This is a genomic window from Clostridium sp. CTA-1 (assembly GCF_054768215.1).
The window spans coordinates 148,828-164,835 of the sequence record NZ_BAAAAP010000003.1; the positions used below are offsets into that span (position 1 = coordinate 148,828).

Below are 16,008 nucleotides of genomic sequence, written 5' to 3' on the forward strand. Positions count from 1 at the left end.
TCCTAATGTATAATAATCTATTTTTTTGTTTTCCTTGTTACATGCAGCAATTTCCTTGTCCATTTCCAAATGAACAAATGAGATCTATCGAAGATTTTGAAGATTATAATGACGCTGAAGATTATAATGATGAGACTGAGAATTACAGTAACATGGAAGAGGATGATCTTTTTTATGATGAGGAAGATTCTAATGATACTAGATCTTTAGATAGGCAGGTGAACATACCATTTCCTAGTGGTAGATGGAGTCGCTGGGAAAATCTTGGAGGAGTTTTAACTTCTGCACCAGCAGTATCTTCATGGGCTCCTAACAGATTAGATACTTTTGCAAGGGGAACAGATGATGCTCTTTGGCATAAATGGTGGAATGGTTCTCGTTGGAGCGAATGGGAAAGTCTTGGAGGAAGATTAACTTCTGCTCCTGGAGCTGTATCTTGGGGAAATAATAGAATTGATGTATTTGCTAGAGGTACAGATAATGCTATGTGGCATATATTTTGGAACGGTTCTCGCTGGAGCAGCTGGGAAAGTCTTGGAGGTGTCTTGACATCTTCACCAGCCGCATCTTCATGGGCACCTAATAGAATAGATACTTTTGTAAGGGGAACAGATAATGCTCTTTGGCATAAATGGTGGAATGGTTCTCGTTGGAGTGAATGGGAAAGTCTTGGTGGAAGATTAACCTCTTCACCAGCAGCCGTGTCTTGGGGAAACAATAGAATTGATGTATTTGCACGCGGCCAAGGTAACCGTCTGAATCATTTATGGTGGAATGGATCTCGCTGGAGTAGATGGGAAGACCTTGGAGGAAGATTAACTTCTGGTCCCGCTGTTTCTTCTAGAAGATCTAATAGATTAGAGGTATTTGCTAGGGGAGCAAACAATCAATTGATGACCAGGTCTTGGAACGGATCACGTTGGAGTAATTGGTCAATGATTGGAGGAAATATTATAACCTCTGATCCAGCTGCAGTATCCTGGGGGCCAAACAGAACAGATGTGTTCGCTAGAGGCAGAAATAATGCAATGTGGCATATTTTTAGAAATTAGTTACAAAATATCAGAGTATTATTAATTGTAATATTTTTATCTGGTGAAAAATTATATTTATGATCTATGCTATTTTTATAGCTTATAGAGAAATAGAAAAGCTATTAGGAGCTCCTTAGGGAGCTCTTGTTATTTGAATGGATAAAAACTATATACTAATATTAATCCAATTATAAAAAATACAAGTCCTATCATTAAAAATGGTATAGTTGCTCCATTCCAAGCTGGCGTATTTGTAAAAGCTCTCCATTTAAAGGATAATTTACTCATTCCCATGAAAAAAAATCCAATAAATAAAATTATTATACTAAATAAAAATAAATTATTTGCCATAAAGAATCCTTATATAAAAGTTACAAAAATTAACTGTATTATCAGTTTAGTAAACTTATAAGGGATTTCACCTTCCTTTCCTATTTTAATTTCATTTGTTTTTTATCTTAAATAGTTAAAAATTTATTACATGTTAAACTATCTATTGACTTTTAGGTTATCATCTGAATATTACATAAAGGTGTATTTTACCTTAACACTACCTTAAATTTTGTACAGAATTAATTTTTAAATGCTATTCTATAATCTTTATATTTTCTTTAGTTTATATTTCTTTTTCCTTTAGTTTTGTTATGTATATTAAATATATAGTAATAATTTCTAAATTTATATTAATTTAAAATGGAGGAGAAAAAATGGAAGTTCTTCAGGTGGAAAATATTCATAAAAAAATTGGGAAAAGAGAAATAATTAAGGATGTTAGTTTTTCAGTGAAAGAGGGAGAGATATTTGGATTTTTAGGGCCTAATGGAGCAGGAAAAACAACTACTATAAGAATGATGGTAGGTCTTATAGCTCCAACAAAAGGGCGTATTAAAATTATGGGTCATGATATACAAAAAGAAAGAATAAAGGCTTTGAAAAATGTAGGCTGTATAGTTGAAAATCCAGATATGTATAATGATTTAACAGGAATGCAAAATTTAAAATACTATGCAGACTTATATGGTGATATTACTAAAGAAAGAATAAATGAAGTTGCAGAACTTGTGGGATTAAAAGATAGAATCAATGATAAGGTTAAAAAGTATTCTTTAGGAATGAAACAAAGATTAGGACTAGGTCAAGCTATATTATCAAATCCAAAGTTATTAATATTAGATGAGCCAACAAATGGATTAGACCCTATAGGAATGCATGAGTTTAGAGAGATAGTAAAAGATATAGCAAAAAAAAATAATAGTGCAGTTTTTATATCATCACATATTTTATCTGAAATTGAGCAAATGTGTGATCACTTTGCAATTATAAATAAAGGTAGTATAAAAACAATACAAGCAGTGTCAGAAGAATCTTCTAATATTGAAAGATTAAAAATATCTACTAATGAAATAAAAAAGATACAAGATGTATTTTCAAAATTAAATTTTGTAAGGAATATTAATGTAGAGCAAAATTCTATTGTTGTTGAAATAAGTCCTAAAAACTTTTCCAGGATAATAAAAGAGATAGGTAAAAATGATGTAAACATTGATGATATATGTAAGGTTGAAAGCAATCTTGAGAATAAATTTATGAAAATACTTGAGGAAGGTGCTTAAAAATATGAAATTAATAAAAAATGAAATGAAAAAGATTATTTTATCAAGAAAATATTTAGTTGTTATGAGCATATTTATTGTTTTATATGCATGTATTAGTGTTTTAATGTACAAAGATACATTGAAATCTAAACCTGAAACAATGTTAAGTTTTAATGAAAAAAATTTAGAGTATTGGCAAAATAAAAAGAAAGATAAAGATATACCTAAAGAAAGAAAAAATGAAATAGAGCAAAATATAAAAAGTATAGAAAGAAGAAATAAAGATCTAAAATTTCAAATTGCAAATAAAAATTTAGATTGGAAAAAGAGATTAACTAAAGATAATAATAATTTAAAAAAGCAGATAAAAGAGTCAGAAAAAAATGGTGAAAATGCAGCAATAAGTGAATATAAGCAGCAAATAGCAATGAATGATTATTATCTAAATAATAATATTAGGCCTACACCAAATTATGAAATAACTGCATTTAATGTTATGCCTAAGGTGAATATGATTATAGGATTTTTAATAATTTCAATAATTATAGCAATAATGACATCTACTTCAGTGTCAGGAGAATTTAATCCAGCTACCATAAAACTTCTTTTAACTAAACCAGTTTCTAGGGAAAGAGTTTTATTTTCAAAGTTTATGGCTTCAGTTCTAGTTTGTATTTTATCATTTTTAATTATAAAAATATTAGCATTTTTAGTTTTAGGTACAGTGTTTAGTTTTGGATCTTTTAAAGAGCCAATGGCTTATTATAGTAGATATATTGCGAATAAAGATTTAATTGCAAATATAGGTTTGGGAGTAAAACCGGATTTAAGTAGTTTAAAAATGTCTTCTGTTTTTAAATTTGTAGTATTGAGTGAAGGCATAAATATGCTATTTATAATGGCTACTGTATCAATATGTTTATTGATTTCTACACTAACTAAAAAAAGTTCAACTTCTATTAGTATTAGTGGCGTATTGTTTGCTGTAATATCTATTATAAATACTAAACAATTAGATAACGCTACTGGAGGAAACTTAGTAATTCATAAAGTTATGCCTTACTTGTTTTCCACTTATAGTACTGGAGAACTTGTAATAAGTAGAGAGATAATTCCTAAAATTGGATTACCATTTGTAAATATACCTTTTATCATATTTATTCTTTTGGCCTGGACTATAGGGTGTTATTTAATATCTAATTTTATTTTTGTAAAAAGAGATATATTATAAAAATATCATCAAACTATATTTTTCGTTGATATATATTTGTGTAATTTCAAAAACTTAAAAACATAATCAAGTTTAAATAATTCATTTAGTATATAATCCCCCCTAACTTTCTGATGTTGGGAATTATTTGGTATAATTATATCAGACAGATAGGGGGAATGCTAAGTGAATTATAAAATATTAATAGTAGATGATGATAAAACTATAGTGGAATTTTTGCAAATATTTTTGATTAAAGAGGGGTATGAGGTAAAGTTTTCTTATAATGGAGAAGAAGCTTTAAACAAAATAAAAAATGAGAAGTTTGACTTGATTTTAATGGATATAATGATGCCTAAGATAGATGGATTTGAGGCTATTAAAGTAATAAGAAAATTTACTAATACTCCTATTATATTTTTAACAGCAAAAGATAATCAGCAAGATAAAATTAAAGGATTTATTTCTGGATGTGATGATTACATAACAAAACCATTTGATTTAATAGAACTTTCTTTAAGAATGTCTGCTATTTTAAGAAGGAGTAATGTAAGGGAATTTGAAGATGACAAATATATTATAAAAATTAAAGATTTAGAATTAAATTTAAAAGAGCACACTTTATATAAGGGAGAAGGTGAAATAACACTTACTCCAAAAGAATTTGATATTTTATGTTTACTTGCTAGAAATAAAGGGAGAGTCTTTCCTTCAAGTGAGTTATATGAAAGAGTATGGGGACAAGAATTTTTAGAAAATGATAATAGTTTATTAACACATATTAGAAATTTAAGAGAAAAATTAAATGATACTGTGAAAAATTCAAAATACATTAAAACTGTTTGGGGAGTGGGTTATAAGATTGAAAAGGAAGCTTAGAGTTGGATTAACAACAGAACTTATGATACTTTTTATTATAGCTTTGGTAACTACAGTTTTTGGAGTCTGTGCGGCTTTAAGAAGTCTAAATATTTCATCATATAATATCAATAAGTTTTTATTTCCAGAACACTTTAAAAATAGCTTCATAATAAAAGAATATAAAAAAACCGTTGGAGAACAGGTAGATAGTTTTGTAAAAAAACATATAAATGAGCTTAAAACACCACATAAAATGGATGAACAACTAAAGAAAGAATTTCCATATGATTTTAGAGGCAAGACTTTAGTTTTTATTATTAATTCTAATGGGGAAATACTAAGTTCCAATAATGAAGAAAATTTTTATAATATACGTAAATCTATAATAAAAGAGGGACTGGAAATAAAAAAATATGATAATGATATTACTATAAATATTAGGGAAATAAAGAAGGTAAGTGGTGATCTATATATAGCGATAAATCATGATTCTGTTATAGATGGGGATCTTATTGTAATGTGCACGGGGTTATTTGTATTTATGATTATTTTTGCAATACTTGCAAAAGGAAGATTGAGGTATATTATATTTATTGAAAAAGGAGTAAAGAAACTTTATTCATCAAATTTTGAAAAGAAAATACCCTTAAAATATAACAATGAACTTACATCTTTGGCAGTAGCATTAAATGACATGGGAGATACAATAAAAGAAAATAAAAAGAATGAGGAAGAATTTTTATTAAATATATCTCATGACTTAAGAACTCCGTTAACATCTATATTAGGGTTCCTAAATCTTTTAAAACAGAAAAAGTATGATACAGATGAAGAAAGAGAAGGGTATATAAATACTATTGAAGAGCAAAGCTTATACTTAAAAACTCTTATAGACGAATTTTTTCAATTTTCAAAGTTAAAATGGAAAAATGTTAAACTAAATAAAGAAAATATAAATCTCCAAGAGATTCTACGTCAAATAAGTGATGGATTTTATCCACAACTAAAAGAAAATAGTATCACTATATCTATGAATTTTCCTGAAAAACCTTTATATAAAGAGGTTGATGTTGAAAAATTTATGAGAGTATTAGAAAATGTAATATCTAATGCTATAAAATATAGCTATAAAGGAACAGAAATTAGTTTAAATTTATGTGAAAATAAAGATAGAATAGTAATGGAATTTTGGAATACTCCTATAGAAGCTCTAAAGGAAGATGAATTAGATTTTTTATTTAAAAGGTTTTATAAGAAAGATTTATCAAGAAGTAATAAAGGAGCAGGATTGGGACTTGCTATAGCTCTAGAGGTAATAAAACTTCATGAAGGAGAGTTATATGCAGTAATGAAAAATAAGAAATTGGGAATTATAATAAAATTATAATAACATATATAGTATAAACAGAGTTCTTGGCTTCAGAGGGAGTTTTTACTCTCTCTGAAGCTTATTAACAGAATTCTTAGGAGTTTTACTCCTTAGAAGTCGTTATCCTTTAGGAGAAATCGTTATCCAGGGACGTACCCGCTCTTTACTCCCATTTTGAAAAAGATGGGAGTAAAGAGCGGGTAGTCATCGGATAGAAGGGTTTCCAGGAAAAGGGGAACTTTATTTTTTATTTAAAAATCATAATAAAAAAATTAATAAATTGTTAACAATGCTAAATAGTATTAAAAACCTCTTATATACTTAAATTCTTGTACAAATGCAACCTATTATAAAAAAGAATTTACACTGATAAAGCGGTATAATAATAGTTGAGTACAAGGAGGTAAATAAATGTTAAAACCAGAAATTTTAGACATATTAAAATGCAAAGAGGGAGGATTAACCAAAGAAGGATTAATAAAAGATTTTATAGCTGGTATTATAGTAGCTATAATAGCTTTACCATTATCTGTGGCTTTAGGTATAGCCTCGGGAGTATCCCCAGAAAAGGGACTTATTACAGCCATAATAGCAGGATTTTTAATTTCATTTTTAGGTGGAAGTAGAGTTCAAATAGGAGGACCTACAGGAGCCTTTGTTGTTATTATATATGGTATCATAGAAAAATATGGTATAGATGGACTTGTAATAGCCACATTGATGGCGGGGATAATACTTATCATCTTTGGGTTGTTAAGATTCGGCTCTTTAATTAAATACATATCTTATCCAATAACAGTTGGATTTACAGCAGGAATAGCTGTTACATTATTCTCTACTCAAGTTAAGGATTTCTTAGGGTTAGCAATAAATAAAGTACCATCTGAATTTTTACCAAAATGGTCAATGTACATATCTAATATGGGAACATTAAGTTGGCAAACTTTAAGTCTAGGCATTTTTTCTTTATTAGTTTTAATAATATGGCCTAAATTTAGTAAAAAAGTACCGGGAGCGTTAGTTGCACTAATACTATCTACTCTTATAGCTTATTTTTTAAAGCTAGATGTGGCAACTATAGGAACTCAATTTGGGGAAATATCATCAAAAGTAGCACTACCTAAATTACCAGGGATAGATATTATCACGGTACAAAAGTTAATTAAGCCAGCTTTTACTATAGCCATTTTAGCAGCTATAGAATCTTTATTATCTGCAGTTGTAGCAGATGGTATGATAGGTGAAAAACATAATTCAAATACGGAGTTAATAGCACAAGGGGTTGGAAATATTGCGTCAGCTTTGTTTGGCGGAATACCAGCTACAGGAGCTATTGCAAGAACAGCAGCTAATGTTAGAAATGGAGGAAGAACTCCTATAGCGGGAATGGTACATGCTATAACATTATTATTAATAATGAAGATTTTTATGCCATTAGCAAAGTACATTCCATTGACTACTTTAGCAGCTATATTAATAGTTGTATCTTATAATATGAGTGGATGGAGAATTTTTAAAGCTATGTTAAAAGCACCAAAAAGTGATGTAATAATATTATTAGCTACATTTTTTCTAACAGTTATATTTGATTTAGTAATAGCTATAGAAGTAGGGATATTCATATCCATGTGCTTATTTATGAGAAAAATGGCTTTGGCTATAGAAGTCAATGAATTGGATGAAAATTATTGTTCTAAAAAATTAAGTCTAGAAAGTATACATACAAATAAAATAGGTAATGAAATATTAATATATGACATAAATGGTCCACTATTTTTTGCAGGTATAGATAATTTTATATCTTCAATAGAAAGCTTAGATACAGAGTCAAAAGTGGTTATATTAAGAATGAAAAATATGCCTGTACTAGATGTTACAGCTTATAGTGAGTTAAAGAAAATAGAAAAACTGTGCATAGAAGAGGAAATAAAATTAATTATGTCCGAAGTACAAGCTCAACCTATGGGGGTTATGAAAAATATGGGAATGGTTTCAAGATTAGGAGAAAATAGATTTATAAGAACTTTAGAGGAAGCTATAAAAGCAGCTAATAATTGTTGTATTAGTTAATTTTTATATGAAAACATAAATAATAAAGTTAAGTAAAGTTGAAATGGAATCTATAAGGTAGACATTTATAAAAGGTCTATGTTATAGATTCTTTTTTGTTTATAATAAAGCAAAATTCTATTCTATTATTATCCTTCCTAGATTATATAAAAGTATGGTATCTTAAAATTTTCAACTTCAGTTATTTAAAAGTCCTATGTCGTATATAAGTACTGATATCACCTACACTTTAGAAAAAATGGGTGGGATTATATAATTAAGAAATAATATAATTAAATTTAAACCTTTTATAGAGCTATATCGTATTACTTATGGAGGGGGGATAATTTTGGGACTGAGTGATGAAGAATTGGTTAATGAAATTATTAGTGGAAACCAATCTGCTATGGAAGTACTTGTAAGTAGAAATTATAAATTGGTATATGCTTTTATATATAGAAATGTAGGAGAGTATCATACTACACTGGATTTGACTCAGGAGAGCTTTATAAAAATTATGAAAAACTTAAAAATCTTTAAAAGTCATAAAGGTAATTTTCAATGTTGGATTTTGAAGATAGCTTTAAATATTTGTAAAGATTATTGGAAAAGCGCTTATGTTAAACATAGCACTGTTGATGGCAGCTCTTTAGAGCAGGTTTATGAAGAGGAAAATGTTATAAATTATTTAGAAAAGATTGAAGAAAGACAGGAAATTAAAAAAGCCATGATGTTATTGCCAGAAGAACAAAGAGAAGTAGTTATATTAAGATACTATAATGATTTGAAAATAAGGGATATAGCTAATATAACAGAAATAAAGGAGTCCACTGTAAAATCAAGATTAAGGCTTGCTATAGGAAAGCTTAAAACATTATTACAAAGGGGGGATAGTAATGAAAGAAACAAAAGAAGTATTTAAGGATAAAGAGTTTTTAGATATTTCACAGAAAGAAATGGAACAATTTATAGATGTTTTTAATGACTATAGTGTTGAGTATCCCACCCAAAACGAAATAGATCAGTGCATAGAAAATTTAAGAATTTATGTTTCTAAAAAGAAAAGTTTATTACAGATATTTGAGAAATTGTTAAGTAGAGGGCAAATAGAAATAAGTTATATAAATAAATTATATTGGATTATAAGCATGTTAGTATTTTTAATAACTTTTAAATTAGCTATAAATATGAGTATTAATCCTTATAAAGTTATTATGTCAATAAGTCCTATTCCTTTATTATTAGGCTTAATAGAAGTTTTTAAGGGAAAAGAAAATAATATGTTAGAACTAGAACTAAGTTTTAAAATTTCAGGTAAAGAAATAATAATTAGTAGGATTATAATAATTGGGATTTTTAATATTATTTTAAATACTGTTATGAGCCTATTATTTTTTAAAAGTGGCATAGATGTTGAACTATTAAAAATTAATATTTTGTGGATAGTTCCTTTTGTTTGGATAAATCTTATAACATTTATTATAGCAAAAAATATTAGGGGATACTATGTTTCATTAGGGGCTATAAGTTTTTGGATTTTATTAGTATCCATTTTATTTAAAAATGAATATTTTATACAAAAAATTATGTATATAAACATGGCAGTTTATATGACTATGGCAGTGGTTGGTATATATTTGTACTATATGGCTCTTAAAAAATATATGAAAACAGAAGTGAAAGACTTTCAGTATGAAGAATAAGGTAAACAGGAAATAAAGTATTTTATTATATGTAGAAGGATATTTTTATAAGTACATTCTAATTGAGCATAAGAATTGCTTTAAAATTAGGAATCTTTAATAAAGAATAGATAATATTTAGGTATTAAATATAGTTAATAAAATAATAGGGGAGAGTTGTATGAAACTTAAAATAGATAATTTAACTAAAAAATATTCAGATAAGGTAGCTGTAAAAGATTTTTCTATAGAGATGACTGAAGGGGTTTATGGGTTATTAGGGCCCAATGGAGCAGGAAAAACTACCTTAATGAGGATGATTTCTGATGTACTTAATCCTACCTGTGGACAGATTTTAGTAAATAATGTGGATAAAAATGATTTAGGAGAAGAGTATAGAGACTTATTAGGATATTTGCCACAAGATATGGGATACTATAAAAATTTTACAGCAGAAAGATTTTTAAAGTATGTGGCAGCGTTAAAAGGCCTGAATAAAAAAATATCAAAGGAGAGAATAGAAGAACTTTTAGAGGTCGTAGGACTTAGTGAGTATAAAAATAAAAAAGTAGGTAAATTTTCTGGTGGGATGAGGCAAAGAGTTGGCATAGCTCAAGCACTTTTAAATAATCCTAAGATTTTAGTATTAGATGAGCCTACAGCAGGGCTAGATCCTAAAGAGAGAATACGTTTTAGAAATTTAATTTCAGATATATCCAAAGATAGAATTATTATTTTGTCTACCCATATTGTTGGGGATATAGAATATATTGCTAAAGAGGTTATTTTAATAAAAGAGGGACAACTTATTAAATCTTCAACAGGAGACAGACTTTTAAAAGAGATGGAGGGTAAGGTCTGGAAGGTAGAAGTAGATGAGAAAGATATAGTTGAATATGAGGATATATATCAAGTAGTAAATATTATGAGAAAGGGAGATAAAGTTCAGCTTAGAATATTAAGTCCCCATAAGCCGGTAGAAAGTGCTATAGATATTGAACCTAATTTTGAAGACATGTATATGCACTATTTTAATGAAAAGATAGAATAAACAGCTTAAAAGTTTAAAAAGTAAAATTATAAATTGTTTTTCAAATTTACTTAAAAATAAATTATATAGAGAGAACATAACAGGATGGTGAAATATGGAGTTATTAAAACAAGAGTTATACAAGATATTTTCCAAGAAGCATTTGGTTTTGATACTGGCTTTGATGCTTTTGTTTGTCTATGGACCTAATTTTTTTATGTCAATTACGGATATTAAAGATGAATATGGATTAACAAATACATTATATAATTATACAAAGCCTTTTGAAGGAAAAATAACTAAAGAAAAAGAAGATAAGATATTTAGTATTTTTAAAAGTAATAAAGATAAGGATAAAAATTCTAAAGTTACAGGAATATATGAGAGAATATGGTGTAATTATTCAGAACAAAAACGACCAAGATTTGTAGCTATAGCTGATGTTTTAAGACAGGCAGATCCTCCTTTTTATAATGAAAAGCTAGATAATAGACCACATGATTTTAAAGGATATAAATTAGATGAATTAAATAAAGATTTAAAAGAACTTAAAAAAGCAGGAAGAGAAAATACTTATGAATATAAAAATAAGAATGCAGCTAATAATATGTATAAAAAACTTTCAGAACCTAAATTTTTTTATGTAGAAAGTTGGCAATATATATCTTCTTTTGTAAATGAGACGAATTTTACTATTATATTTATAATGCTTCTGTTAGGGATTTCACCTATTTTTTCAGAGGAATATAAAACTAAAGTATCTACTATAATTTTATCTAGCAAAAAAGGTAGAAGTGAATGTGTTAGAGCAAAAATATTAGCGGCGATTATATATGCTATATTTATAGCTTTCATATGTAATCTTATAGGTATTATTGTAATAACTAAAATGTATGGTATAGAAGGATTTAATGCACCCATGCAATCTTTATTTGAGTTTAGCTGCTCTCCGTACAATTTTACTATAGCACAGTTTTACCTTACATTATTTTTTACAAGTATAATAGGAGCTATTTTATTTGTATTATTGATATTATTGATATCTAACATTACCAAATCCTCTATGATGACTTTTTTTATTTCTGGTTTTATATTTGTATTTCCAATGTTAGTAGAAAAATTCATTGGCGTGGCTAATGTTTGGTGGAAAAAGCCATTGATAAGTTTAAGTATTACACAAATTTTTAATGCTACAAAAATATATGATGTATTTAGTACAATTAATATATTTGGACAGCCTTTAATTTATCCTTATTTTATTTTAATTTATTCTATTGTATTAGGAACATTATTAACTTATATTTTACATAGAAAATTAAAATATGAAGAGATAAAATAAAGAATAATTTTTATTCCATCAAGAATAATTCAATAAAATTAAATAATAGTTATATAAAAAACAATGCATTAAGCAGTAATTTTGTTATAAATGTAGAATATATAAGATGTAGAATATATTGAGAAAAGGATTGTTTTATATGGCATATGTTTATATAGTAGAATGTAGAGATGGAACTTTATATACAGGATGGACAACAGATATTGAAAGAAGAATAAGTGAGCACAATAAAGGAAAGGGTGCAAAATATACAAGAGTTAGAAGACCAGTAGTTTTAAAACATTCTGAGAAATTTGATACAAATAGAGAAGCTATGAAAAGAGAATGTGAAATAAAAAAACTATCCAGAAAGGATAAAATAAAATTATTTGATTATAATTAGTTTAATTGGCAAATAATATTATTATTCATTAAAATAATGAAAAAGCACATAGTTAAATATCAATATAAAGTTAAAAAAATTAAACTTAGTTAAGGTATTGACAATGTTTGTAATATAACTTATTATAATAATTAAATCTTAGAAAATTAAATAATTTTATAGCAAAGAAGAGGAATAGTAGATTCCTAGGCTTTTTACAGAGAGGGATGTAAGATGAGAATTCCTGAAAGCTAAGTTTTGAACCAGCCTCCGAGTTCTGTACTGAATTTAAGTAGGATACAGCGGAAAAATTCCGTTATCAATAAAAGTGAGCATATTTTATATATGTTAACAAGGGTGGTACCGCCGACACAACTTCGGTCCCTGTATAGGGATTAGAAGTTTTTTTTATTTACAAAAAAATAAATTTTAGGGAGGAATTTAATATGGCAAGAGATAAAAAATTTGTTGAAGATATTACACCAATGGATGAAGACTTTGCACAATGGTATACAGATATAGTAAAAAAGGCTGAACTTGCAGACTATTCAAGTGTAAGGGGGTGTATGATAATACGTCCTTATGCCTATGCTATGTGGGAAATGATTCAAAAGGACTTAGATGAAAGATTTAAAGCTACAGGACATGAAAATGTATATATGCCTTTATTCATACCAGAAAGTTTATTAAATAAAGAAAAAGATCATATAGAAGGGTTCGCTCCAGAGGTTGCTTGGGTAACTCATGGTGGAGAAGAAGAGCTTACAGAAAGATTATGTGTTAGACCTACATCAGAAACATTATTCTGTGAACACTATGCAAAAATAGTTCAATCTTATAAGGATTTGCCAAAGCTTTATAATCAATGGTGCTCAGTAGTAAGATGGGAAAAAACTACAAGACCATTTTTAAGAACTGCAGAATTTTTATGGCAAGAAGGCCATACAATTCATGCTACAGCAGAAGAAGCAAGAAAAGAAACGGAACAAATGCTTAATGTATATGCAAAACATGTTGAAGATGTGTTAGCTATACCTGTAATAAAGGGACAAAAAACAGAACAAGAAAAATTTGCAGGGGCAGTGGCTACTTACACAATAGAAAGTTTAATGCATGATGGTAAAGCGCTACAAACAGGTACATCTCACTATCTTGGAGACCATTTTGCAAGTGCCTTTGGAATTCAATATTCAGATAAAGAAGGAAAACTTCAAAATGTACATCAAACTTCATGGGGCGTTACAACTCGTATGTTAGGAGCTATAATAATGGTTCATGGAGATAACAGTGGATTAGTAGTTCCACCAAGAATAGCACCAATACAAGTAGTTATAGTACCAGTAGCTCAGCATAAAGAAGGAGTACTTGATAAAGCTTATGAACTAAAAGAAAGAGTGGGTAAAGTAGCGAGAGTTAAACTTGATGATACAGACAAGATGCCAGGTTGGAAATTTAATGAATATGAAATGAAAGGTGTTCCAATAAGATTGGAAGTTGGACCTAAAGATATAGAAAAAAACCAAGTGGTTTTGGTAAGAAGAGATACAAGAGAAAAAATTACAGTTTCTATGGATGAACTAGAAGTAGTTATACCAGAATTGTTAAATAAAATACATGAATCTATGTTTAATAAAGCTAAAGAAAGAATGGAACAAAAAACTAGTATAGCTAAAAACATGGATGAATTTAAAAAAGTTGTTGAAAATAAAGCTGGTTTTGTAAAGGCTATGTGGTGCGGAGATAAAGAATGTGAAGAAAAAATAAAAGAAGAAACAGGGGCTAGTTCTAGATGTATACCATTTGATGGAGAAGATGTATCAGATACTTGTGTATGTTGTGGAAAAAAAGCTAAAAATTTAGTTTACTGGGGAAGAGCATATTAATTAAAAAGTTATTTAATTAATAGATCTTATAAAGTAATATATTGGAAAATTAAAAGGTATAGGGGAATCAATGATTTTTCTATACCTTTTATGTGGTAAGCTTTAACTTTTATATTTGTAAATTATGGTGTAAATTTTGGAAGTAAAGAGGTATAATGTATTTGTAATATGAAAATACATTATATATTGAGGGGGTATTTTTTTGGAGATAAATAAAATAATAGAAGAGTTAAAAGATGATCTTATAGACTCTACTGCAGAATTGATTAAAATTAAAAGTATAGAAGACGAAGCAAAGGAAGGTAAACCTTATGGGGAAGGCGTAGCCAGTGCATTGGAAAAAGCATTAGAAATAAGCGAAAAGTTAGGATTTAAAACTGTAAATGTAGACGGATATGTTGGATATGCTGAATACGGTGAAGGTGATGAATATGTAGGTGTTTTAGGTCATTTGGATTTAGTACCAGAAGGAGATGGATGGAAGTATTCACCTTATGCGGCAGAAATACACGATGGAAAAATGTATGGTAGAGGAACTACAGATGACAAAGGACCTATAATGGCAGCACTTTATGGTTTAAAAGCTATAAAAGAAGCAAAACTTCCTTTATCTAAAAAGGTTAGAATTTTGTTTGGGACAAATGAGGAAACAGGATCTAATGAAATAGAACATTATTTAGCAAAGGAAAAACCACCAGTACTTGGATTCACTCCAGATGCTGAGTATCCAATAATCTATGCTGAAAAAGGAATTACAATATTTGATGTAGTAAAAAAATTAGAAATAAAAAGTGATAAAGCAATTAAATTAAAATATATTAAGGGTGGGGAAGCTTCTAATATGGTACCTGACTATTGTGAAGCTGGTATAGAATGTCCAGATACAGATATGATAATAAGGTCTGTAGAGTATTGTGCTAATAGAAATGGAATAGAATTAACAGCAGAAGAAAAAGATGGCTTAGTAGTAGTCAAATCTTTTGGTCTATCTGCTCATGGGAGTACACCAGAAATTGGGAAAAATGCTATCATGCAAATGTTTAAATTTTTAGCAGAACTTCCATTAGGCCATTGTGATGAATTACAATTTATAAGATTTTTTAATAATAATGTAGGAAATGAAACTGATGGTAAATCTTTTGGTGTAGATTTAGAGGATGAACCTTCAGGTAAGCTAAGCTTTAATGTAGGAACTATTTCTATGGAAAATAATGAAATAAAAATGTCATTAAATTTAAGATATCCTGTTACATACAAAGCAGAGGATCTTATGGAAAAGTTTAATAAAAAAATAGAGGGAACAGGAATAAAAATAGAAAATTTTCAAGATCAAAAACCTTTATATTTTGATGATAAACATCCATTGATAAAATCATTACAAAAGGTATATAAAGAACAAACAGGAAAAGAGCCAGAATTATTAGCTATAGGTGGAGGAACTTATGCAAAGGAAATGCCTAATATGGTTGCTTTTGGACCACTTTTCCCAGGAGAACCAGATGTAATTCACAAAAAAGATGAATATATAGAACTAGAAAATTTGGTATTAAATTCTAAGATATACGGACATGCTATATATGAATTAGCCAAATAGT

At 28.2% G+C, this 16,008-nt stretch carries 14 protein-coding genes and 1 other annotated feature; of the genes, 13 read left to right on the forward strand and 1 reads right to left on the reverse strand.

Annotated features, from left to right (window positions below; translation table 11 throughout):
* Positions 1 to 5 precede the first annotated feature (5 nt).
* Positions 6 to 1,052 carry a PLL family lectin gene (locus ACYUEW_RS03555; protein ID WP_042384159.1) on the forward strand — a complete coding sequence of 349 codons (1,047 nt, stop codon included), beginning with the start codon at positions 6 to 8 and terminating at the stop codon, positions 1,050 to 1,052.
* Between the two features lie 129 nt (positions 1,053 to 1,181).
* On the opposite strand, the gene ACYUEW_RS03560 is transcribed toward ACYUEW_RS03555, so the two are convergent.
* Positions 1,182 to 1,385 (reverse strand): hypothetical protein, encoded by a 204-nt coding sequence (locus ACYUEW_RS03560; RefSeq protein WP_460276228.1) that lies wholly within the window; start codon positions 1,383 to 1,385, stop codon positions 1,182 to 1,184.
* 356 nt (positions 1,386 to 1,741) lie between these two features.
* On the opposite strand from ACYUEW_RS03560, the gene ACYUEW_RS03565 reads away from it, so the two are divergent.
* From ACYUEW_RS03565 to pepV, 12 genes are all read left to right on the forward strand, one after another.
* Positions 1,742 to 2,647 carry an ABC transporter ATP-binding protein gene (locus ACYUEW_RS03565; RefSeq protein ID WP_003483161.1) on the forward strand — a complete coding sequence of 302 codons (906 nt, stop codon included), beginning with the start codon at positions 1,742 to 1,744 and terminating at the stop codon, positions 2,645 to 2,647.
* A 4-nt stretch (positions 2,648 to 2,651) separates the two neighbouring features.
* The gene (locus ACYUEW_RS03570) at positions 2,652 to 3,860 is read left to right on the forward strand and encodes an ABC transporter permease subunit (protein WP_460276229.1); all 1,209 of its coding nucleotides are present in this window, start codon (positions 2,652 to 2,654) and stop codon (positions 3,858 to 3,860) included.
* A gap of 165 nt (positions 3,861 to 4,025) precedes the next feature.
* Positions 4,026 to 4,718 (forward strand): response regulator transcription factor, encoded by a 693-nt coding sequence (locus tag ACYUEW_RS03575; RefSeq protein WP_003483165.1) that lies wholly within the window; start codon positions 4,026 to 4,028, stop codon positions 4,716 to 4,718.
* A 22-nt stretch (positions 4,719 to 4,740) separates the two neighbouring features.
* A complete protein-coding gene (locus ACYUEW_RS03580) occupies positions 4,741 to 6,087 on the forward strand; it encodes a HAMP domain-containing sensor histidine kinase (protein WP_042385378.1) in 1,347 nt (448 codons plus the stop codon).
* Positions 6,088 to 6,480: 393 nt separating this feature from the next.
* A complete protein-coding gene (locus ACYUEW_RS03585; protein WP_460276231.1) occupies positions 6,481 to 8,139 on the forward strand; it encodes a SulP family inorganic anion transporter in 1,659 nt (552 codons plus the stop codon).
* Between the two features lie 328 nt (positions 8,140 to 8,467).
* The gene (locus ACYUEW_RS03590) at positions 8,468 to 9,040 is read left to right on the forward strand and encodes an RNA polymerase sigma factor (protein WP_460276232.1); all 573 of its coding nucleotides are present in this window, start codon (positions 8,468 to 8,470) and stop codon (positions 9,038 to 9,040) included.
* The gene (locus ACYUEW_RS03595; protein WP_460276233.1) at positions 9,015 to 9,821 is read left to right on the forward strand and encodes a hypothetical protein; all 807 of its coding nucleotides are present in this window, start codon (positions 9,015 to 9,017) and stop codon (positions 9,819 to 9,821) included. The genes ACYUEW_RS03590 and ACYUEW_RS03595 overlap by 26 nt, the downstream gene beginning before the upstream one ends.
* A 160-nt stretch (positions 9,822 to 9,981) precedes the next feature.
* Complete coding sequence (locus ACYUEW_RS03600) at positions 9,982 to 10,851, forward strand: ABC transporter ATP-binding protein (RefSeq protein ID WP_003483174.1); 870 nt, start codon at positions 9,982 to 9,984, stop codon at positions 10,849 to 10,851.
* A 94-nt stretch (positions 10,852 to 10,945) separates the two neighbouring features.
* Positions 10,946 to 12,169: an ABC transporter permease gene (locus ACYUEW_RS03605; protein ID WP_460276235.1), complete on the forward strand. Its 1,224-nt coding sequence runs from the start codon at positions 10,946 to 10,948 to the stop codon at positions 12,167 to 12,169.
* A 139-nt stretch (positions 12,170 to 12,308) separates the two neighbouring features.
* Positions 12,309 to 12,551, forward strand: coding sequence for a GIY-YIG nuclease family protein (locus ACYUEW_RS03610; RefSeq protein WP_003483178.1), 243 nt, complete (start codon positions 12,309 to 12,311; stop codon positions 12,549 to 12,551).
* 155 nt (positions 12,552 to 12,706) lie between these two features.
* Positions 12,707 to 12,919 (forward strand) — a binding site (T-box leader).
* A 57-nt stretch (positions 12,920 to 12,976) separates the two neighbouring features.
* The gene (proS, locus tag ACYUEW_RS03615; protein WP_043032559.1) at positions 12,977 to 14,413 is read left to right on the forward strand and encodes a proline--tRNA ligase; all 1,437 of its coding nucleotides are present in this window, start codon (positions 12,977 to 12,979) and stop codon (positions 14,411 to 14,413) included.
* Positions 14,414 to 14,615: 202 nt separating this feature from the next.
* Positions 14,616 to 16,007: a dipeptidase PepV gene (gene pepV, locus ACYUEW_RS03620; protein WP_460276236.1), complete on the forward strand. Its 1,392-nt coding sequence runs from the start codon at positions 14,616 to 14,618 to the stop codon at positions 16,005 to 16,007.
* Position 16,008: the final 1 nt, after the last annotated feature.

What these genes read in the sequence shown, in the direction of transcription:
- ACYUEW_RS03555 (WP_042384159.1), top strand. Translation starts at nt 6, where the DNA reads ATGTATAATAATCTATTTTTTTGTTTTCCTTGTTACATGCAGCAATTT.
- ACYUEW_RS03610 (WP_003483178.1), top strand. Translation starts at nt 12,309, where the DNA reads ATGGCATATGTTTATATAGTAGAATGTAGAGATGGAACTTTATATACA.
- proS (WP_043032559.1), top strand. Translation starts at nt 12,977, where the DNA reads ATGGCAAGAGATAAAAAATTTGTTGAAGATATTACACCAATGGATGAA.
- ACYUEW_RS03600 (WP_003483174.1), top strand. Translation starts at nt 9,982, where the DNA reads ATGAAACTTAAAATAGATAATTTAACTAAAAAATATTCAGATAAGGTA.
- ACYUEW_RS03585 (WP_460276231.1), top strand. Translation starts at nt 6,481, where the DNA reads ATGTTAAAACCAGAAATTTTAGACATATTAAAATGCAAAGAGGGAGGA.
- ACYUEW_RS03580 (WP_042385378.1), top strand. Translation starts at nt 4,741, where the DNA reads ATGATACTTTTTATTATAGCTTTGGTAACTACAGTTTTTGGAGTCTGT.
- ACYUEW_RS03570 (WP_460276229.1), top strand. Translation starts at nt 2,652, where the DNA reads ATGAAATTAATAAAAAATGAAATGAAAAAGATTATTTTATCAAGAAAA.
- ACYUEW_RS03595 (WP_460276233.1), top strand. Translation starts at nt 9,015, where the DNA reads ATGAAAGAAACAAAAGAAGTATTTAAGGATAAAGAGTTTTTAGATATT.
- ACYUEW_RS03560 (WP_460276228.1), bottom strand. Translation starts at nt 1,385, where the DNA reads ATGGCAAATAATTTATTTTTATTTAGTATAATAATTTTATTTATTGGA.
- ACYUEW_RS03605 (WP_460276235.1), top strand. Translation starts at nt 10,946, where the DNA reads ATGGAGTTATTAAAACAAGAGTTATACAAGATATTTTCCAAGAAGCAT.
- ACYUEW_RS03565 (WP_003483161.1), top strand. Translation starts at nt 1,742, where the DNA reads ATGGAAGTTCTTCAGGTGGAAAATATTCATAAAAAAATTGGGAAAAGA.